This window comes from Herbaspirillum robiniae, from assembly GCF_002213415.1.
In the GTDB taxonomy this organism is placed as follows: domain Bacteria; phylum Pseudomonadota; class Gammaproteobacteria; order Burkholderiales; family Burkholderiaceae_D; genus Herbaspirillum; species Herbaspirillum robiniae.
Genome location: NZ_NJGU01000010.1, coordinates 1 through 19,549, shown reverse-complemented (window position 1 = coordinate 19,549; position 19,549 = coordinate 1). Strand labels below are relative to the sequence as shown.

At 64.5% G+C, this 19,549-nt stretch carries 19 protein-coding genes; 16 read left to right on the top strand and 3 right to left on the bottom strand.

Features of this window, described 5'->3' with window-relative positions:
• The first annotated feature begins 106 nt into the window (after positions 1 to 106).
• Positions 107 to 1,300: a M20 aminoacylase family protein gene (locus tag CEJ42_RS18050; RefSeq protein WP_088752038.1), complete on the top strand. Its 1,194-nt coding sequence runs from the start codon at positions 107 to 109 to the stop codon at positions 1,298 to 1,300.
• A gap of 94 nt (positions 1,301 to 1,394) precedes the next feature.
• On the opposite strand, the gene CEJ42_RS18045 is transcribed toward CEJ42_RS18050, so the two are convergent.
• The gene (locus tag CEJ42_RS18045) at positions 1,395 to 1,862 is read right to left on the bottom strand and encodes a hypothetical protein (RefSeq protein ID WP_165774461.1); all 468 of its coding nucleotides are present in this window, start codon (positions 1,860 to 1,862) and stop codon (positions 1,395 to 1,397) included.
• A gap of 297 nt (positions 1,863 to 2,159) precedes the next feature.
• Between CEJ42_RS18045 and CEJ42_RS18040 the strand changes: the two genes are divergently transcribed.
• The 3 genes from CEJ42_RS18040 (at position 2,160) to CEJ42_RS18030 (ending at position 3,992) form a co-directional block, all read left to right on the top strand.
• Positions 2,160 to 2,513, top strand: a complete 354-nt coding sequence (locus CEJ42_RS18040) for a DUF1304 domain-containing protein (protein WP_079218272.1) — start codon at positions 2,160 to 2,162, stop codon at positions 2,511 to 2,513.
• 11 nt (positions 2,514 to 2,524) lie between these two features.
• The gene (locus CEJ42_RS18035; RefSeq protein ID WP_088752037.1) at positions 2,525 to 3,061 is read left to right on the top strand and encodes a DUF695 domain-containing protein; all 537 of its coding nucleotides are present in this window, start codon (positions 2,525 to 2,527) and stop codon (positions 3,059 to 3,061) included.
• 211 nt (positions 3,062 to 3,272) lie between these two features.
• The gene (locus CEJ42_RS18030) at positions 3,273 to 3,992 is read left to right on the top strand and encodes a DUF4088 family protein (protein WP_079218270.1); all 720 of its coding nucleotides are present in this window, start codon (positions 3,273 to 3,275) and stop codon (positions 3,990 to 3,992) included.
• A gap of 82 nt (positions 3,993 to 4,074) precedes the next feature.
• Here the strand turns inward: CEJ42_RS18030 and CEJ42_RS18025 are convergent, their stop codons facing one another.
• Both CEJ42_RS18025 and CEJ42_RS18020 read right to left on the bottom strand, forming a co-directional pair.
• On the bottom strand, positions 4,075 to 4,893 hold the full coding sequence (locus CEJ42_RS18025) for a DUF3047 domain-containing protein (protein ID WP_088752171.1): 819 nt from the start codon (positions 4,891 to 4,893) through the stop codon (positions 4,075 to 4,077).
• Between the two features lie 166 nt (positions 4,894 to 5,059).
• The gene (locus tag CEJ42_RS18020) at positions 5,060 to 6,046 is read right to left on the bottom strand and encodes a LysR family transcriptional regulator (protein ID WP_079218269.1); all 987 of its coding nucleotides are present in this window, start codon (positions 6,044 to 6,046) and stop codon (positions 5,060 to 5,062) included.
• A gap of 298 nt (positions 6,047 to 6,344) precedes the next feature.
• Between CEJ42_RS18020 and araD1 the strand changes: the two genes are divergently transcribed.
• The 12 genes from araD1 to CEJ42_RS17960 all read left to right on the top strand — a co-directional run bounded on the left by araD1 (position 6,345) and on the right by CEJ42_RS17960 (position 18,770).
• Positions 6,345 to 7,340, top strand: coding sequence for an AraD1 family protein (gene araD1 / locus CEJ42_RS18015; protein WP_088752036.1), 996 nt, complete (start codon positions 6,345 to 6,347; stop codon positions 7,338 to 7,340).
• 260 nt (positions 7,341 to 7,600) lie between these two features.
• Complete coding sequence (locus CEJ42_RS18010) at positions 7,601 to 8,284, top strand: amino acid ABC transporter permease (RefSeq protein WP_079218267.1); 684 nt, start codon at positions 7,601 to 7,603, stop codon at positions 8,282 to 8,284.
• A 9-nt stretch (positions 8,285 to 8,293) separates the two neighbouring features.
• Complete coding sequence (locus tag CEJ42_RS18005) at positions 8,294 to 8,944, top strand: amino acid ABC transporter permease (protein WP_088752035.1); 651 nt, start codon at positions 8,294 to 8,296, stop codon at positions 8,942 to 8,944.
• Positions 8,928 to 9,662: an amino acid ABC transporter ATP-binding protein gene (locus CEJ42_RS18000; protein ID WP_079218265.1), complete on the top strand. Its 735-nt coding sequence runs from the start codon at positions 8,928 to 8,930 to the stop codon at positions 9,660 to 9,662. Before CEJ42_RS18005 ends, CEJ42_RS18000 begins: the two co-directional genes overlap by 17 nt.
• Positions 9,663 to 9,726: 64 nt before the next feature.
• Entirely contained in the window at positions 9,727 to 10,533 is an 807-nt protein-coding gene (locus CEJ42_RS17995) for a transporter substrate-binding domain-containing protein (protein ID WP_079218264.1), read from the top strand.
• Positions 10,534 to 10,631: 98 nt separating this feature from the next.
• Complete coding sequence (locus tag CEJ42_RS17990) at positions 10,632 to 12,167, top strand: UxaA family hydrolase (protein WP_079218263.1); 1,536 nt, start codon at positions 10,632 to 10,634, stop codon at positions 12,165 to 12,167.
• A 210-nt stretch (positions 12,168 to 12,377) separates the two neighbouring features.
• Positions 12,378 to 13,553 carry a fumarylacetoacetate hydrolase family protein gene (locus CEJ42_RS17985; protein ID WP_088752034.1) on the top strand — a complete coding sequence of 392 codons (1,176 nt, stop codon included), beginning with the start codon at positions 12,378 to 12,380 and terminating at the stop codon, positions 13,551 to 13,553.
• A 16-nt stretch (positions 13,554 to 13,569) separates the two neighbouring features.
• Complete coding sequence (locus tag CEJ42_RS17980) at positions 13,570 to 14,334, top strand: SDR family oxidoreductase (protein ID WP_079218261.1); 765 nt, start codon at positions 13,570 to 13,572, stop codon at positions 14,332 to 14,334.
• A 144-nt stretch (positions 14,335 to 14,478) separates the two neighbouring features.
• A complete protein-coding gene (locus CEJ42_RS17975; RefSeq protein WP_207760457.1) occupies positions 14,479 to 15,387 on the top strand; it encodes an SMP-30/gluconolactonase/LRE family protein in 909 nt (302 codons plus the stop codon).
• Positions 15,388 to 15,432: 45 nt separating this feature from the next.
• Positions 15,433 to 16,941 (top strand): glycerol kinase GlpK, encoded by a 1,509-nt coding sequence (gene glpK / locus CEJ42_RS17970; RefSeq protein ID WP_088752032.1) that lies wholly within the window; start codon positions 15,433 to 15,435, stop codon positions 16,939 to 16,941.
• 213 nt (positions 16,942 to 17,154) lie between these two features.
• Positions 17,155 to 17,709: an acyloxyacyl hydrolase gene (locus CEJ42_RS17965; RefSeq protein ID WP_079218258.1), complete on the top strand. Its 555-nt coding sequence runs from the start codon at positions 17,155 to 17,157 to the stop codon at positions 17,707 to 17,709.
• A gap of 293 nt (positions 17,710 to 18,002) precedes the next feature.
• Positions 18,003 to 18,770: a hypothetical protein gene (locus CEJ42_RS17960; RefSeq protein ID WP_088752031.1), complete on the top strand. Its 768-nt coding sequence runs from the start codon at positions 18,003 to 18,005 to the stop codon at positions 18,768 to 18,770.
• Positions 18,771 to 19,549: the final 779 nt, after the last annotated feature.

The window sequence follows — 19,549 nt, the reverse complement described above, 5'->3', positions numbered from 1 at the left end:
CCGGGAGCCGGGACGGTGGTGTACGACACTGCCGTTCCGGCGCAGCCGGGGTAAGATGATCGCTTTACGCCAGCGCACGGCGCCGCCCGACGGCCCTCCCCTCACCATGAAACTCATCGATCCCATCGTCCAGTTCCACGCCGAATTGCAAAAGATCCGCCGCGACATCCACGCCCATCCCGAGCTTGGATACGAGGAAGAGCGCACCTCCGAAGTGGTCGCGCAAAAGCTCGCCGAATGGGGCATCCCGGTGGTGCGCGGGCTGGGCGTGACCGGCGTGGTCGGCATCATCAAGAACGGCGACAGCCCGCGCGCCATTGGCCTGCGCGCCGACATGGATGCGCTGCCCATGCCCGAGCTCAACACCTTCGCGCACGCCTCCAAGCACGAGGGCAAGATGCACGCCTGCGGCCACGACGGCCATACCGCCATGCTGCTGGGCGCGGCACACTACCTGGCGCAGCACCGCAACTTCGACGGCACCGTCTACGTGATCTTCCAGCCCGCCGAAGAAGGCGGTCGCGGCGCCGAACGCATGATCCAGGACGGCCTGTTCGAGAAGTACCCGATGGAGGCGGTGTTCGGCATGCACAACTGGCCCGGCATTGCGGCCGGCCACTTCGGCGTGACACCGGGCCCGCAGATGGCCTCCAGCAACGAATTCCACGTGACCGTCAAGGGCAAGGGTTCGCACGCGGCCCAGCCGCACAAGGCCATCGACCCGGTGATGACGGCCGTGCAGATCGCCCAGGGCTGGCAGACCATCGTCTCGCGCAATGCCAATCCGAACGACCCGGCGGTGGTCTCGATCACCCAGATCCACACCGGCAGCGCCACCAACGTGATCCCCGACGAAGCGGTGATGATCGGCACGGTGCGCACCTTCAGCACCGGCGTGCTGGACATGATCGAGCGCCGCATGCAGGAGATCGCCGAGCACACCGCCGCGGCCTTCGACGCCACGGTGGCATTCAGCTTCAAGCGCAACTATCCGCCGCTGATCAACCACGAGAAGGAGACCGCCTTCGCCGTGGAGGTGCTGACCGAGCAGTTCGGCGCCGATCACGTCGACGCCCGCACCGAACCCACCATGGGCGCGGAAGACTTCGCCTTCATGCTGCAGCACAAGCCGGGCTGCTACGTCTTCCTGGGCAACGGCGACGGCGGTCACCGCGACCATGGCCACGGCCTGGGCCCGTGCAACCTGCACAATCCCAGCTACGACTTCAACGACGACCTGCTGCCGATCGGCGCGACCTACTGGGTGCGGCTGGCGGAGAAATTCCTGCAGGCGAAGTAAGCGCGCCTGCCGGGCAAAACGAGAACGGCGCCGGATTCACCGGCGCCGTTTTTCGTTGCACGCCATCAGCGCGCAAAAAGTCAGCTGGCCAAGATCAGTGCGCCAGGATCGCCACCGCCTGCCCGCCGTAGGCGATCAGGTAGCCGCCGTGCTCGCGCTGCCAGCCCCGCGCCGCGCCCATGTCGGGGAACCAGTTGGTCTGGAAATCGCGGAACATGCCCAGCTCGAAGCGGTATCGATCCAGCAGCGACGACGGTCGGGCGTCGACCTGGCGCGAGCAGGTTTCCCAGCTCGGGAATGCCAGTTCGCGCGCCAGCGTGTGCAGCACATGCTTGAGCTGCAGGCTGGCGCGCAGGGGAAACAGCTCGGCCACCGAGATCTCGGGTGTCACCTGCATGGCCACGATGCGCCGCAGGACCGGCAAGGCCTCGCTGCTGCGTTCGGAACGCGCCGCGCGCAGCAGGCGCTTGGCGTAGCGGCGCAGGAAATCGCTGTTGGAAAGCGCACCGCCGAAACCGGGTTCGGCAATGTTGACGGCACAGGGGAATTGGGTAGACCACATTACGGTTGTTCCTTTCATGCGTCGTTTCCCGCCACGACTCTCAAGGTTCAACGTCTGTGTTCCGGATGGAAGGCACTGCAGACGGCAGGTGCATCGGCTTTCGCGGGATGGGGCGCCCTGCCGCGCCCGAGGCCGCATTCTATCCGCAGCGCCGCCGCCTTGCCAAGCGGGACGGTGGCGGCGATGCCACAGTCGCACCGCATCGGCCCCACCGTTGGCGGGCGCGGCGCTTTCGGGCATGATCGCGAAAGCGCCGGCCGCGGCCGGCGCCACCGATAACGACAAAAGGAGAAAACCTTGCAACAGCTCGCCACCGCCCTGCTCATCCTGATCGCCGTCGAACACGTGTGGATCCTGGTGCTGGAAATGTTCCTGTGGACCAAACCGATCGGGCTGAAGACCTTCCGCCAGTCCAAAGAAGCCGCTGAAGCCTCGCGCGTGCTGGCCGCCAACCAGGGCCTGTACAACGGTTTCCTGGCCGCCGGCCTGTTCTGGAGCGTGACCACGGGCGACCGTCCGGTGCAGTTCTTCTTCGTGATCTGCGTGCTGGTGGCCGGCATCTACGGCGGCCTGACGGCCAAGCGCTCCATCCTCTACGTGCAAGGGCTGCCGGCCCTGCTGGCGCTGGCCGCGCTGCTGGCGGCGGGCTGAAGGGCCGTCCCATGCTGCGCGCCGCGCGCCTCGTCCTCGTCCTCGGCCTGGTCTGCACGCTGCTGCTGGGCGCCCAGGCAGCGCGCGCGCAGGAGCCGCCCGACTGGTGGAACTACGAGAGCACGCGCGACGGCCATGCCTACGCGGTCAAGGTCGACATGGGGCTGCGCCGGGTCTTTCCGCTGTCCGGCTTTCCGTACGTGATCGTCACCGGCGTCGCCTACGCGTCGGCCCGCGGCGACGGCCTGCCCGAGCTCAACGACCTGTCCCGGCTCGATGCCCTGTCCGAGGCGCTGGCCGCTGCCGTGGCCTACAAGACCCGCAGCATCTATGCCGGCAGCGCCGTGCGCGAGGGGCAGCAGCGCAATTACTTCTACGTCAGCGATCCCAATGGGGTCGAAGACGTCATTGCCGGCGTCTACGCCAAACTCTGCCGCGGCTGCCAGGTATCGACCGAGATCCGCGCCGACGCCGCGTGGTCGGCCTATCGCGATTACCTGTTTCCCGACGAGCCTACCCGGCAGCGCTACGGCCTGCGCGCGTACTGACGCGTTGACGCGTCCCCGACGGCGCATTCCGGTAGTAAGCTCTGCCTTGCGCGGCGCAGCTTGCCGCCGTGTTTCCCATGGTAAAGTTTCGGCCCGAAGATGCCGATAACGATGATTCACGCCGTGCCGCGCACGAAGCATGAATAAATGACAAGCCTGGTCCGGATGAGGGATGCCGGATCGACAACACCAGCCTAGCCCGGGGAAGGCCATGAAACAGATCAAACTCAATCTCAAGGACGACGTGTTCGAGTCGCTCGACCGCGACTACAAGAACTTCGTACGCCTGTCGACCAAGGTCGACTCCGGTTTCGTGGCGCCGTCCTTCGACGCCTTCCTGCTGGCCAAGGTCTCGGAGAACCCGCACTTCCTGACCGAAGAGGCGGTCCACCACATGATGATCTCGGGCCAGTACGCCTGGGCCAAGCGCGCGATGGACAAGGAATTCCCGGACGTGGTGGCGATCCTGATCGAGCAGGCCTCGAGCTACGGCTTCCATATCGCGGTGCGCCACGACTGGGGCACGGACGACCTGGTCGCCGCCTCGCGCGCATGGGCCACCGCCATCATCAAGCAGGCCAAGGGCGACGAGACGCAGATCGACGTGCTGGCGGGCCAGATCAAGTCGGCCTCCACCAGCATCGCCGTAGTGCAGGAAAAACTGAAGTCGCCGGCCTCGCAACTGGCGCACGCGCTGGTCCAGGAGCTGCGCGAGACGCACATCGCCATCGAGCACGCCACGGGCGCGGTGGCGCGCGAAAAGCTGGGCGCGCTGCGCAGCCTGCTGCGACTGGGCCGCGCCTACGGCAACGTATCGGAAAAGGCGGAGCAGGAGATGATCGAGCGCCTGAAGACGCAAAAACCCTGGCTGTTCACCGAAGGCCCCAAGGGCTTCTGGGGCCATGTCGCCGCGTGGTGGCGCGGCGTGTGAGGCGATTGCAGGCATCAACGAAAAGGCCCGCCGGATGTGTTCCGGCGGGCCTTTTCATTTCAGGCGGGCGCGGCCTGCGGCTTCACTCGCCGCCGTCGGCGTCGCGCATCATCCGGATATCGCCATACCAGGCCTCGACCTTCTGGCCGGTGTTGTCGGTGTCGGTCAGCACGCCCACGCCGATCAGGCGTCCCGGCTTCTCGCCGAAGATCTTTTCATAGTCCTCGGCCACATTGCGCTTGTACTGCACCCACTGGCCGACCTTGGCCGGACCGCTCTCGGCCACCATCATCTGGATGCGCCCGGTGCGGGTGTTGGCGATGACGGTGCCGACCGGCGCCTTGTTTTCCCAGATGTACATCAGCGTGGCGTAGGGCAGCTCGTGCCCGGTCAGCAGCTTGGCGGTGTCGAACAGGATGGTGTCCATCAGCGACAGATTGTCGTGGTCGCCGTCGAAGGCCAGCACGATGCGCACCGGCGAATCCTCGGTCTCGCGCTGGGTGTTGTCGGCGGTGGGAATCAGCGCGGAAGTCTTCCAGCTCCAGGAGAGCCAGGGCTTCTTGCTGACGTCGATGTTGACGGCATGGCGCAGGCCCGACGAGGCCTGGTCGGCGTAGGCGCGCAGCACGGTGCGGCCGGCGTCTTCGATCAGCTGGTATTCGGTGCTCTTTTTCTTGCGGGTGAACAGCAGCGGCTCCCACTGGGCCGGCAAGCCGCCCGGCGCGTTGGCGGAGAACAGCGCCAGCGCCTGGTCGAGCTTGGCCTGCTTGGCCGCGGCTTCGGGCGACGGCGCGGACTTCTGCCCCGCGCAGCCGGCCAGCAGCAGCGCGGCGGAAACGGCGAAAGTGGTGGAGAACGCCTTGAAGCGGACTACGGTGGAACGCGAAAAACGCAATGTCATGAAGGCCAACCGGAAGAGCGGCCACCCCGGCCGCGAACGAAGGCTAACAGGAAAAAACATCCGGGGGAAATCAGGAAAAACCCGGCGTCGCCATCCAGCCACGCCAGCTGTCCGGCGTTCCCATGCAACAGGACGGGCCAGGCGCCGCGTCCGGCTCGGTGACAGCTCAGTTCTGCTGGCGCAGGATCTGGATGAACATCTTGGCCAGCGAGGACAGGGTGGTGTTCTTGCGGGTGACGATGCCGTAGTGCTCGATGCGGGTCTTGAGGCTGGCCGGCAGGATGCCCAGCATCTGCTTGGCGGCGAAGAAGTGGGCGATATCCAGCGGCATCACGGCGACCATGCTGGACTGCGCCAGCAGCGTCACGGTGACGAAGGGCGAGGCGGTCTCGATGACGTTGCCGGGCACCTTCAGGCCTTCGAGCTTGAACTCGTGCTCGATCCAGATGCGCATGGGCATGTTGCTGGAGTACAGGATCCAGGAAGCGTCCGACAGCTCCTGCAGGCGCACCTTCTGCGCCGTGGCCAGCGGATGGTCGACGCCGCTGACGATGCACATGGGCTCGCCGCGCAGCATCTCGTAGTTGTACAGGTTGGGCTGAGAGCTGACCGAGGAGCGCCCGATCATCAGGTCGATGCGCCCCTGGTCCAGCAGCAGCAGCTGGCGCGCGCTGGTGTCCTCGACGATCTCGATGGAGACATCCGGCTGGATCTCGCGCAGGCGCGACAGCGCGCGCGTGACGAAAGGCGCGGCGCCCATGATGGTGCCGATGGCAATGCGGCCGCCGCGGCCGCTGATCATGTTCTGCAGCTCGTCGCGCAGGTTGGAGACGTCGCTCTGGATCAGGCGGGCGTAGCGGATCACGCAGCGGCCCAGCTCGGTGGCCTCGATGCCGCGCGGCGAGCGGTCGAACAGCGTCACGCCCAGGGCGTCTTCCATCTCATGCAGGGCCTTGGTGGCGGCCGGCTGGGTCATGTGCATGACCTCGGCCGCCTTGTGCAGCGAGCCCTGCTCGTCGAGCGCCGTCAGCAGCGCCACCTGGCGAAAACGCAGGCGGCTGACGATGGAACCGACCGACGGCAGCTCGCCGGCGGCGGCCGGAAGCTGGTTGCCGGGTTGGTTATCACCCGATGAATTAAGCTCATTAGACATCGTTTTGTAAGCCTCTTATATTCGGTCCTGCGAAAAACCACAATGCTAGCGCATCTATCGGCCAGCCAAAACGATGCGTAAGAAAAGCAGGAGACTTTTGCGAAATTGATCTGGTAACGCGATCTGGCAGTGCAGCAAATTCCTGCCTCCGGCGAATGAGGGATGCGCCATTGCGCAATGCAGCGCCGGCGTCCCATCCCGCAAATCCAGCCCGATTTCGCAACAGCCGCCCACAAGACGGGTATCGCGCTGTGTCAAAAGCCTGTTGAGGGCAACAAGAACGAGCATCGGAGACCAGGTGAGGCTGATTCAATTCAAGGATCGCGAAGGCGCGCGCCGCGTGGGGATCGTCAACGGGACGAGGATCCAGGCGTTGTCGCAGGTCGCCACCATGCGCGAACTGGCGCTGCTGGCCATCGCCGCCGGCGGCGACCTGGAACGCCAGGCGCAGCTGCTCAACACCGACCAGTCCGAAGACTACGCCGACATCCTGCGCGAGCATCGCATCCTGGCGCCGCTGGATCATGAGGATCCGGCCCATTGCATGGTGTCCGGCGCCGGCGTCACGCACCTGGGCAGCGCCTCCACCCGCGACAAGATGCACCGCCGCCTGGAAGGCGAGGAGATGGACAAGACCGACACGCTGCTGATGATCGAGTGGGGCATCGAAGGCGGCCGCCCCGAGGCCGGCCGTCCCGGCGTGCAGTCGGAATGGTTCTACAAGGGCGACGGCGGCATCGTGGTCGCGCCCGGCCAGCCCTTCCCCTGCCCCGATTTCGCGCTGGACGGCGGCGAGGAGCCCGAGCTGGTCGGCCTGTACGTGATCGACGACCAGGGTTGCCCGCGCCGCCTGGGTTTCGCCATCGGCAACGAATTCTCCGACCACGTCATGGAGCGCCGCAACTACCTCTACCAGGGCCACTCGAAGCTGCGCTACTGCTCCTTCGGCCCCGAGCTGCTGGTGGGCGCGCCGCCCTCGCACCTGGTGGGCATGACCCGCATCCGCCGCAACGGCCGGGTGATCTGGGAACAGGAATTCCTGACCGGCCAGGACAACATGTGCCACTCCATCGAGAACCTGGAGTACCACCACTTCAAGTACAGCCAGTTCCGCCGCCCCGGCGACGTGCATGTGCACTACATGGGCGCGGCCAACCTGTCGTTCGCCTACAGCGTGCGCACCCAGGCCGGCGACAGTTTCGAGATCAGCATCCCCGATTTCGGCGAACCGCTGGTCAACGGCATCGCGGCGGCGCCCGGCGCCTTCGCTGCCGGCGGCGTCAAGCCGCTGTAAGGACGACAAGAACATTGCGCCGCAAGGCGCGCAGCACCGCAGTACCGAAGCAGCAAGCCACCCGGCGCAGGGCCCGAACGCAAGAGGCCCGCCGACGGTAGCCGGATCCTTTTCCCGCTACCGCCGGCACGCCGGGTCCAAGACCTCAGGCAAACAAGAAAGGAGACCACTTCATGCAACCCACCACTCCCACCCGGCCAGGAACGGCGCGAGCGCGCCATCGCAACGCGTAGTCCCCTTCCCGCCATACCGGAGTATCAATGAACTACACATTCGATTTCATGAGCGTGTTCGCCAACTGGGATCGCCTGCTTTACGGCGCCTGGCTGACGGTACAGCTCTCCGCCCTGTCGATCGTGCTCGGCTTCGTGGTCGGCACGCTGTGCGCGATCGCCTACAAGAGCAAGAACTGGCTGGTGCACGGCCTGGTGAAGGCCTATGTCGAGATCATCCGCAACACCCCGCTGCTGGTGCAGGTGTTCCTGGTGTTCTTCGGCCTGGCCAGCATCGGCTGGAAACTGAGCGCCGAAACCGCCGCCGTGATCGCGCTGACCGTCAACGTCGGCGCCTACACCACCGAGATCATGCGCGCCGGCATCAACTCCATCCATCCCGGCCAGATCGAGGCGGCCGAGTGCCTGGGCATGTCGCGCTTCCACGTGTACTGGCACGTGGTGCTGCTGCCGGCGGTGGAGCGCGTCTACCCCTCGCTGACCAGCCAGTTCATCCTGCTGATGCTGGCCTCGAGCATCACGTCGCAGATCTCCGCCGAAGAGCTGACCGCCACCGCCAACCTGGTGCAGTCGGAAACCTTCCGCAGCTTCGAGGTGTATGCGGTGATCGCGGTGGCGTATCTCGTGCTGTCCTTCCTGTTCCGTGCCGCCTTCTGGCTGGTGAGCCAGATCGCCTTCGTCCGCAAGCGCAAGCTCGGCACCAATCTGTAAGGAGAGATCGTGAATTCATTTTCGATATTGCACGTTCAATACCTGCTGCAGGCGGCGGTCTGGACCGTGGTGCTGTCGCTGGTGGCCTTCGTGTTCGGCGGCGTGGCCGGCTTCGTGATCGCGCTATGGCGCGTATCGCCCAACAAGACGCTGCGCACCGTCGCCAGCTGGTACATCCAGGTGGTTCAGGGCATCCCGCTGCTGGTGATCCTGTTCGTGGCCTACTTCGGCCTGGCCATCGCCGGCTTCAAGCTGACGCCGCTGGTGGCCGCCGGCATCTCGTTTGCGATCTACTGCGCGGCCTTCCTGGGCGAAATCTGGCGCGGCTGCATCCAGGCGGTGCCCAAGACCCAGTGGGAAGCCTCCGAATGCCTGGGCTTCAACCGTTTCGAGCAACTGACCAAGGTGATCCTGCCGCAAGCGGTCAAGATCGCCACCCCGCCCACGGTGGGCTTCATGGTGCAGATCGTGAAAAACACCTCGCTGGCCTCGGTGATCGGTTTCGTCGACCTCTCGCGCGCCGGCCAGATCATCAACAACTCGACCTTCCAGCCGTTCACCGTGTTCGGCTGCGTGGCGCTGATCTACTTCTGCCTCTGCTATCCGCTGTCGGCGCTCTCCAAGCATTTCGAAAGGAAATTGAATGTCAGCAATCGTTAAGATCAAGGACCTGCACAAGAGCTTCGGCACCAACAAAGTGTTGAACGGCGTCTCGCTGGATGTGCAGAAGGGCCAGATGGTGGCCATCATCGGCCGCAGCGGCTCGGGCAAGAGCACCCTGCTGCGCTGCCTGAACGGGCTGGAGAAGGTGGACTCGGGCGACATCAACGTCTGCGGCCACGACATCCACCATCCGGACAAGCTCAACCTGCGCGAGCTGCGCAAGCAGGTCGGCATCGTGTTCCAGAGCTACAACCTGTTCCCGCACCTGACGGTGGAGCGCAACATCACGCTGGCGCTGACCACCATCAAGAAGATGTCCACCGACGAGGCCAGGAAGATCGCCAACAAGGTGCTCACCCTGGTCGGCCTGGAGAACAAGAAGGAGGCCTATCCCGAGCAGCTCTCCGGCGGCCAGGCGCAGCGCGTGGCGATCGCCCGCTCGCTGGCGATGGCGCCCGAGCTGATGCTGTTCGACGAAGTGACCTCGGCGCTGGATCCGGAACTGACCTCCGAAGTGCTGAAGGTCATGGAAGACCTGGCGCGCGACGGCATGACCATGGTGCTGGTGACGCACGAAATGGCCTTTGCCCGCAAGCTGGCCGACGTGCTGGTGTTCATGCACCAGGGCCAGGTGTGGGAAGTGGGCCCGCCGGACGAGCTGTTCTCCAACCCCAAGACTGCCGAGCTGCAGAAGTTCGTTTCCAGCGACCTGTAACGCATTACCCGGACTCATCAAGACGACGTACCCAAGCAGTACCTTTTCATCTCAGGAGACATAAATGAAAAACTTGTTGAACTTCACCAAAAAAGCCGCCGCCGTCGTGCTCGGCGTCGCCTGCTTCGCACAGGTGGCGCACGCCGACGCGCTGGCCGACATCAAGGCCCGCAAGAAAGTGCTGATCGCCATCGACCTGGGCGCGCCGCCGTTTGGCCGCACCAACGCCAAGCTGGAGCCGGAAGGTTCCGACGTGGAAACGGCCAAGGTCCTGGCCAAGGACATGGGCGTGGAACTGGAGATCGTGCAGGTGACCGGCCCCAACCGTATTCCCTTCCTGATGACCGGCAAGGCCGATATGGTGATTGCATCCTTCTCGATCACGCCCGAGCGCCAGAAGGTGGTTGCCTTCACCCAGCCGTACGGCGCTTCGCAGTTCGTCGTGGCCGCTCCCAAGAGCGAAAGCATCAAGAGCCTCAACGACCTGACCGGCAAGCGCGTGGCGGTGGTGCGCGGCAACATGCAGGACTCGCTGCTGACCCCGCTGGCGCCCAAGGGCACCAACATCGTCCGCTTTGACGACGACGCCACCGTGACCGCGGCCATCGTCTCGGGCCAGGTGGATGCCTTCTGCACGCCGAACTCGCTGGCCTCGGCCGTGGCCAAGCAGAACCCGTCCAAGAACCTGGAAACCAAGTTCGCCATCAAGGACATCCCCTACGCCATCGGCATCCGCAAGAACGAGCCGGCACTGGAAAAGTGGCTCAACGACTGGATCGCCGTGAACGTGAAGAACGGCAAGCTGGCCGACATCTACCAACGCAACGTTGGCAGCCCGATGCCTGACCTGTCGCAGTTCGCTGCAAAGTAATCCCGCAAGTTGTAACCTGAGCGCATGCCGCGCGCACCATCTGCGGCATGCGCGGGCTTCCGCGCGGCGGACAGCCTAACGTTCTCACCGAGATCATCATGAAAGCTATCTCTCCCATCATTCGATTGAATCCTGTCGATGATGTCGTCATTGCGCGCCGGCAGCTCATGTCCGGCACGGTTCTGGAAGAGGAAGGCGGCCTGAAGGTTCAGGGCCTCATCCCCGCCGGCCACAAGATGGCGACCCGCGCCATCGCCGTGGGCGAACCCGTCAAGCGCTATGGCCAGATCATCGGCACCGCCAGCCAGGCCATCGAGGCCGGCCAGCACGTGCATACGCACAATCTGGCGATGGCTGAATTCTCGCGCGAGCACCACTTCGGCGCCGACGTCAAACCGGTCGACTTCGTCGACACGCCGGCCACCTTCATGGGCATCGTGCGCCCGGACGGCCGCGTGGCCACCCGCAACTACATCGGCGTGCTGACCTCGGTGAACTGCTCGGCCACCGCCGCGCGCGCCATCGCCGACCACTTCCGCCGCGACATCCATCCGGAAGCGCTGGCCGACTATCCCAACATCGACGGCGTGGTCGCGCTGACCCACGGCCTGGGCTGCGCGGTGGACTCCGCCGGCGAGCCGCTGCAGATCCTGCGCCGCACGCTGGCCGGCTACGCCAAGCATCCCAACTTCGCCGCCGTGCTGGTGGTGGGCCTGGGCTGCGAGACCAACCAGATCTCGGGCCTGATGGAAAGCCACGACCTGAAGGAAGGCGAATACTTCCACACCTTCACGATCCAGAGCACCGGCGGCACCGCCAAGACCGTGGCGCTGGGCATCGAGAAGATCAAGAAGATGCTGCCCAAGGCCAACGACATCAAGCGCGAACCGGTGCCGGCCAAGCACCTGACGCTGGGCCTGCAGTGCGGCGGCTCCGACGGCTACTCCGGCATCACCGCCAACCCGGCGCTGGGCGTGGCGGTCGACCTGCTGGTCAAGCACGGCGGCACCGCGATCCTGTCGGAAACGCCGGAAATCTACGGCGCCGAACACCTGCTCACGCGCCGCGCGGTCTCGCCCGAAGTCGGCGAGAAGCTGCTGGCCCGCATCGACTGGTGGGAAGAGTACTGCCGCAAGAACGACGCCGAAATGAACAACAACCCTTCGGCCGGCAACAAGGCGGGCGGCCTGACCACCATCCTGGAGAAGTCGCTGGGCGCGGTGGCCAAGGGCGGCACCACCAACCTGGTGGACGTCTACAAGTACGCCGAGACCGTCACCGCGCACGGCTTCGTGTTCATGGACACCCCGGGCTACGACCCGATCTCGGCCACCGGCCAGGTCGCCGGCGGCGCCAACATGATCTGCTTCACCACCGGCCGCGGTTCGGCCTATGGCTGCGCGCCGTCGCCGTCGCTCAAGCTCGCCACCAACACCGCCCTGTGGCAGCGCCAGGAAGAAGACATGGACATCAACTGCGGCGAGATCGCGGACGGCACCGCGACGCCCCAGGAGATCGGGGCGCGCTTCTTCCAGATGATCCTCGATACGGCGTCCGGCAAGAAGAGCAAGAGCGAACTGCACGGATACGGCCAGGACGAGTTCGTGCCCTGGCACATCGGCGTGTACACCTGAGCGTCGTTGCCCCTGCTGCCGTTGGCGTTACCGAGCCAACGGCAGTTTTGTTTTTGCCGTGCCGGCGCAGCATCCGGCAAAGCGCCCTTCATCCCCCTCGAGGGCGCTTTGCCAGCGGTTACGCCAACAGCCAGTTTGACCCGCTTTACCCGGGCCGCGGCCGGACGATCCGGCGGCCCGCTTCGCCACAACAACCAAGGAGTTAAGAACATGGCCCACACCTATACGATCCAGGCGCACCTGCCCGAAGACCACGCCCAGGCCACGCTGATCGGCCGCATCTGGCAGCCGGGCACAGGCCCGGTGCTGGTCAAGGTCGACGCCGACGGCGTCTATGACCTGACCCAGGTCGCTGTCACCTCCAGCCAGCTGCTGGAACTGGACGATCCGGCCGCCGCCGTCAAGGCCGCCGGCGCGTTGCCGCGCCTGGCTTCGCTGCAGGAGCTGCTGGACAACGCCGACGCCGCCGGGCGCGACACCGGCAAGCCCTGGCTGCTGGCGCCGATCGACCTGCAGGCGGTCAAGGCCAGCGGCGTGACCTTCGTGGCCAGCATGCTGGAACGCGTGATCGAAGAGCAGGCGCGCGGCGACGCCGGCCGTGCGGAATCGGTGCGCAAGGCGATCACCGCCGTGATCGGCGACAACCTCTCCAGCGTGGTGCCGGGTTCGGACAATGCGGCCCGCCTCAAGGAAGTGCTGCTGCAACAGGGCGTGTGGTCGCAGTACCTGGAAGTGGGCATCGGCCCGGACGCCGAGATCTTCACCAAGGCGCAGCCGATGTCGTCGGTGGGCCTGGGCGACGAGGTGGGCATCCATCCCAAATCGGTGTGGAACAACCCGGAACCGGAAATCGTCCTGGCCATCAACAGCCGCGGCAAGGTGGTCGGCTCCACGCTGGGCAACGACGTCAACCTGCGCGACTTCGAAGGCCGCAGCGCCCTGCTGCTGGGCAAGGCCAAGGACAACAACGCCTCCTGCTCGGTCGGGCCTTTTATTCGTCTGTTCGACGCAAACTTTTCAATTGACGATGTGCGCCGCGCCGAACTTACAATGCGGGTCGACGGTACCGAAGGCTTCACGCTCAAGGGCAGCAGCTCGATGTCCATGATCAGCCGCGATCCGCTGCAACTGGTGGAACACGCGATCGGCCCCAACCACCAGTATCCGGATGGCCTGGTGCTGTTCCTGGGCACCATGTTCGCCCCGACCCAGGACCGCTTCGGCCCCGGCCAGGGCTTTACCCACCAGGTCGCCGACGTCGTGACGATCGCCACGCCCAAGCTGGGCGCGCTGGTCAACACGGTGAACTTCAGCGACAAGACGGCGCCGTGGACCTTCGGCCTGACCGCCTTGTTCAAGAACCTGGCGCAACGCAAACTCATCTGATAACAAAGGAACACACATGTCTGCATCCACTGGACGCCTCGCCGGCAAGACCGTACTGATCACCGCCGCCGCGCAAGGCATCGGGCGCGCATCGACCCTGATGTTCGCCAAGGAAGGCGCGCGCGTCATCGCCACCGACATCAGCAAGCAGCACCTGGACGAGCTGGCCGGCACCGCCGGCGTGGAAACCCGCCTGCTGGACGTGACCGACGACGCCGCCATCAAGGCGCTGGTGGCCGAGATCGGCACCGTCGACGTGCTGTTCAACTGCGCCGGCTATGTCGCCGCGGGCAACATCCTCGACTGCGACGACAAGGCCTGGGACTTCTCCTTCAACCTCAACGCCAAGGCGATGTTCCACACCATCCGCGCGGTGCTGCCGGGCATGCTGGCCAAGAAGGCCGGCTCCATCGTCAACATCGCCTCGGCCGCTTCCAGCGTGAAGGGCGTGGCCAACCGCTTCGCCTACGGCGCCTCCAAGGCGGCCGTGGTCGGCCTGACCAAGTCGGTGGCGGCGGACTTCGTGGCGCAGGGCGTGCGCTGCAACGCGATCTGCCCGGGCACCATCGAGTCGCCGTCGCTGGAGCAGCGCATCGCCACCCAGGCCAAGGAAACCGGCAAGAGCGAAGCCGACGTGCGCGCCGCCTTCGTCGGCCGCCAGCCCATGGGCCGCATCGGCAAGGCGGAAGAAGTCGCTGCGCTGGCGCTGTACCTGGCTTCGGATGAGTCGAACTTCACCACTGGTGCTATCCACATGATCGACGGCGGCTGGTCGAACTGAGCGCCAGTTCGTTCCCATGAAGACGGCATGCCTTGCGCATGCCGTTTTTCTTTCCGGGCTCATCCGTGGAGCCGCCCGGGTTGTGAGTTTGTGAATCGGCGGCCTCGGCGCATAATGTGTTTTTCCGTCATCTCCACGCTGCCCATGACCGACAACTCCTCGCCCTTCGAGACCATCGACACCGCCTTCGACCAGCCCATGCTGCTGGGCGAGTCCCCGCTGTGGCATGCGGAGGAAGGCGCCCTCTACTGGATCGACATTCCCGGCAAGGCGGTGCACCGCCTGCATCCCGACAGCCGGCAGCACCAGTGCTGGGACATGCCGCAGGAACCGGGCAGCATCGTCAAGCACGCGCAAGGCGGCCTGGTGGTGGCGCTGCGTTCGGGCATGTCGCACCTCAACACGCAAACCGGCGCGCTCACGCCGATGCTGGACGCTCCCTACGACACCACGCGCATCCGCTTCAACGATGGCCGCTGCGACGCCTCGGGCCGCTTCTGGTGCGGCACCATCTATGAACCGCGCGACCGCGAGGCCGGCACGCTGTACTGCTTCGAGCGCAACCGGCTGCGCGACGCGCACCACCCGGTCACCACCTCCAACGGCGTGGCCTTCAGCCCCGACCAGCGCCTGATGTACCACGCCAATACGCCGGCGCACCGCATCAACGTCTACGACTATGACCTGGCCACCGGGGCCACCAGCAATTGCCGCCTGCTGCGCCAGTTCGACGCCGACAAATCTTCGCCCGACTACGGCGGCCGCCCCGACGGCGCGGCGGTGGACAGCGAGGGCGCCTACTGGTGCGCGATGTTCGAAGGAGCGCGCGTGCTGCGCCTGTCGCCGCACGGCGAAATCCTGCAGGAGATCCGCCTGCCGGCGCGCTGCCCGACCATGGTGGCGTTCGGCGGCGCCGACCTCAGGACGCTCTACATCACCACCGGCCGCAACGGTCGCAGCGACGACGAGCTGAGCCGCTACCCCTTGTCCGGCTGCGTGCTCTCGGTGCGGGTGGAAGTCCCCGGCCGTCTGGAATACAGCTATCGCCCCTGAGCCTTCTCGGCTCCGCCATCAGAACAATATCCAGGAGACCAGGCCATGAGCCGCTACATACTCGCGCTCGACCAGGGCACCACCAGCTCGCGCGCCATCCTGTTCGACCGCAGGGGCAATATCGCGGCGATGGAGCAGAAAGAATTCCCGCAGCACTATCCGCAGTCCGGCTGGGTCGAGCATGATGCCAACGACATCTGGCGGTCGCAGCTGGAGGTCGCACAGGCCGTATTGAAGAAGCATCAGGTCAGCGCCGCCGACATCGCCGCCATCGGCATCACCAACCAGCGCGAAACCACCGTGGTCTGGGACAGGAAGACCGGTGAACCGGTCTGCCCCGCCATCGTCTGGCAGGATCGCCGCACGGCCGGCCTGTGCGACCGCCTGCGCGCCGAAGGACGCGAGGCGCTGTTCGCCGCCAGGACCGGGCTGGTGCTGGACGCCTACTTCGCCGGCACCAAGCTGAACTGGATACTGGAGAACGTGGCCGGCGCCCGCGAGCGTGCCGAGCGCGGCGAACTGGCGTTCGGCACCGTGGATTCCTGGCTGATCTACAAATTGTCCGGCGAACACCTGGTCGACAGCAGCAACGCATCGCGCAGCCTGCTGTTCGATATCCATCGCGGTGAATGGGATGACGAATTGCTGGCGGTGCTCGATGTGCCGCGCGCCATGCTGCCGCGCGTGGTGGCCAGCAGCGGCGTGGCGGCGCAGGCCGACGAGCAGTGGTTCGGCGCCGCCCTCCCCATTGCGGGGATTGCCGGTGACCAGCAGGCCGCCACGTTCGGGCAGGCCTGCCTGCGCCAGGGCATGGTGAAGAACACCTATGGCACCGGCTGCTTCATGCTGATGCATACCGGTGCCCAGGCGGCGGCCTCGAAGAACAAGCTGCTCACGACCGTGGGCTGGAGTTTTGCCGGCGACGATGGCAAGCCGCGCGACACTTCCTACATGCTGGAGGGCAGCATCTTCGTCGCCGGCGCGGTGGTGCAATGGCTGCGCGACGGCCTGGGCATCATCGAAAAATCTTCCGATATCGAGGCGCTGGCGGCCCAGGCGCCGGACAACGGCGGCGTCTATTTCGTGCCTGCGTTCACCGGGCTGGGCACGCCCTATTGGGATCCGTATGCACGCGGCAGCATGAGCGGCCTCACCCGCGGATCGACCAAGGCACATATCGCGCGCGCCGCGCTGGAGAGCATCGCGTACCAGACGGCCGATGTGCTGGAGGCGATGCAGAAGGATGCCGCCATTGCGCTGGCGCAGTTGCGAGTGGACGGCGGCGCGGCGCGCAACGACCTGTTGATGCAGTTCCAGGCCGACATGCTGGGGGTGCAGGTGGTGCGTCCGCAGGTGACCGAGACGACCGCGCTGGGCGCCGCCTACCTGGCCGGCCTGGCGACCGGTTTCTGGGATTCGCAGGAAGAGATTGCGTCGATGTGGCAGGTCGAGCGCGAGTTCGATCCGGCGATGGCGCCGGACCAGCGCCAGGAACTGCTCGACAGATGGCGTCGGGCGGTGTCGTGTTCCCAGGGCTGGATGCTGGCAGGCTGAGACCGCGACAATTGCGGTCGGGCAAGCCGTTCTTCACTGCATGCCAGGCCCCGGATCCGTGGCAAATCCGGGGAACGAGGCCAAAAACAGACACGCGAGTATGCATTTGTGATGATTGTGAGAAAATACCGCGTCATCGCGAGCAGACTTGTTCGCGCCGGATTCCACAGCAGAGATATCCATCAATAATATTTACGCGTTGAAAGAGAAGCTATGACTAAACTGAAGAGCCTGGTCGCCAAAATCGCATTCGCCGGCGTCGCCGCCATCGCCGTCCAAGCCCCCAGCTACGCCATCGACGGCATGTCGCTGGAATACGGCACGGGCAACAACACCCAGCTGGCGCGTATCGGCGCCCAGTTCAACTGGGGTCCGAACTGGAACTTCTGGCAGTCCAACGGCACCCACATCGGTGGCTACTGGGATCTGTCGCTGGCCAACTGGCGCATGAACCACTACAACAACACCAATGACAGCGGCAACCTGATCGACCTGGGCCTGACCCCGGTGCTGCGCTTCCAGCGCGACGACGGCCGTGGCTTCTACGGTGAAGCCGGCATCGGCGTGCACCTGTTCTCCAAGCTCTATCGCAACAACGACAAGGTGCTGTCGACCGCCTTCCAGTTCGGCGACCACATCGGCGCCGGCTATGTGTTCAGCAATGGCCTGGACCTGGGCGTTCGCTTGCAGCACTTCTCCAACGGTGGTATCAAGCAGCCTAACGGCGGCGTGAACTTCGCCGTGGCGCGCGTGGCTTACAAGTTCTGAAGCTGCTTCGCACCCTCTGAAAAGCCGGCATCTGCCGGCTTTTTTGTTTGCGGCTGCAATGCCGTGGTTGGCGCATTTCATCGGCCGTGTCGTCGGCGCCCGCCCGTGTCTTCTCTTCCTCTCCTTCCCCTCGACTGTTTCAGTTGAAACAAGCTTCCCGGTTTTCGCAACAGGCCTGCAACCCTTGCCGGGCAAGATGTTCCTCAAGCCAAAGGTGAACAGGAGATGCGCAGGATGCGCTCCCGCCGCATCCCGTCACCAGGCCCAAAGCCCACGACAGACAGGAGAGGATCATGATTGCAAAGACATTCGCCGCCGCCGCATTGGTCGCCATCAGCGGCCAGGCCCTGGCCGAGGTGACGCCGACCTTCACGCTTGGCACCGAGGTGTACGAAGAGACCTATCGCGAGTGGGTAGGCGGAAAGCGTTTCATGAAGGAGCGCGCATCGATGAAGGCCGTTACCGGCGACCTGCACCTGGCCTTCGACCGCGAGAACGCGATGCGCATCGCCGGCCGCTACGCCTGGGGCACCAGCGACTACACCGGCGGCTCCCAGGGCATGGATTACGGCTCGCTGACCGACTCCGGCCAGACCCGTCGCGCGTACGACATCCGCACCACCTATGAATGGACATCGTTCGCCATGCGCTATCCGCTGACCACATCGGCAGGTCTGGGCTACCGCAACCTGGTGGATCGCCTGGACCAGACCGGTGAAGGCGGCTATCGCCGCGAGTCCGAGTACTTCTACGCCACGGTGGGCATCGGCTCCAGCATCAAGGTCGGCGACGGCAGCTGGACGTTCTCCCCCAAGGCCTCCTATCAACACCTGCTGCGCGGCTTCCAGCATTCGGGCGATGACGTCAATGTCCAGGCCAAGGGATACGGACTGGAACTGTCGACCGCCTTGTCCCGAGCTGTGGGCACGGGCAGCGTCAGCATCACCCCGTTCTATCGCTACTGGAAGATTGCCGACAGCAAGATGAACTCCGCGGCCGGCATCATGGAACCGGAGAACCAGACGCATGAGTTTGGGGTTCGCTTGTCGTATCGCTTCTGAGTAGATCTGGAGTGAAAAGAGCCGGTGCTTGCGCCGGCTCTTTTGCTTTGCTTTTTGGTTTGGCTTTTGGGGTTTCGATTTTTTGTTTTTGTTTTTGTTTTTGGTTTTGCTTTTGCTTTTGTCTTGCTTTGCAGCGTTTGCCTGGAGATTTTGTTTTGGCGCCGTACCGTAAATAGGCCGTATGCAGCCGCGTCTTATTGCCACTAAACTGACGATAAACGCCTGTGCATAAAACAACTTTTCAGATGTTGCTGTTGCGCTGTGCATAACGCGGTTTCGGCCGACGTTCAATTCTGCTTGTGCATAAGAGAACACTCGCAGGGAGATTGGCTCATGCTGTGCATAAGCCAGTCTTTGGTCCCGAAGACTCTTGCAATCTCATGTGCACAAGATCATCTGACGTCTTGTAGGCGTTTGAATAGCCGAGGCAAGTTTTATCCACAGGCAAATTTGATGCAGGAACGCCCACGTGTTGCTGAAAACCGGTGAATAAGTTTTCTTTTCCTCGAATGGGGATGCCCAGGTATCAGGTCGCTTTGATTTATTGGCCAACTTGCCGACGCAAATTCCTGGAAACAGGAGCAGCGTGATCAGAATGGATCGGCTTAACGCACAGTAGCGAGCATCCTTCTGGCCTGGAAACTAGGGCCCCGGAACGAAGCCGAGAATCCGGCGAGGCCCCCCAACCGCGCAGCGAGGCGTATGGGCAGGTTTGTTGGAAGTGATCGCGCAAAGCAAAAAGCCCTCGTTACTGAGTAACGAGGGCTATTGCGTATAAC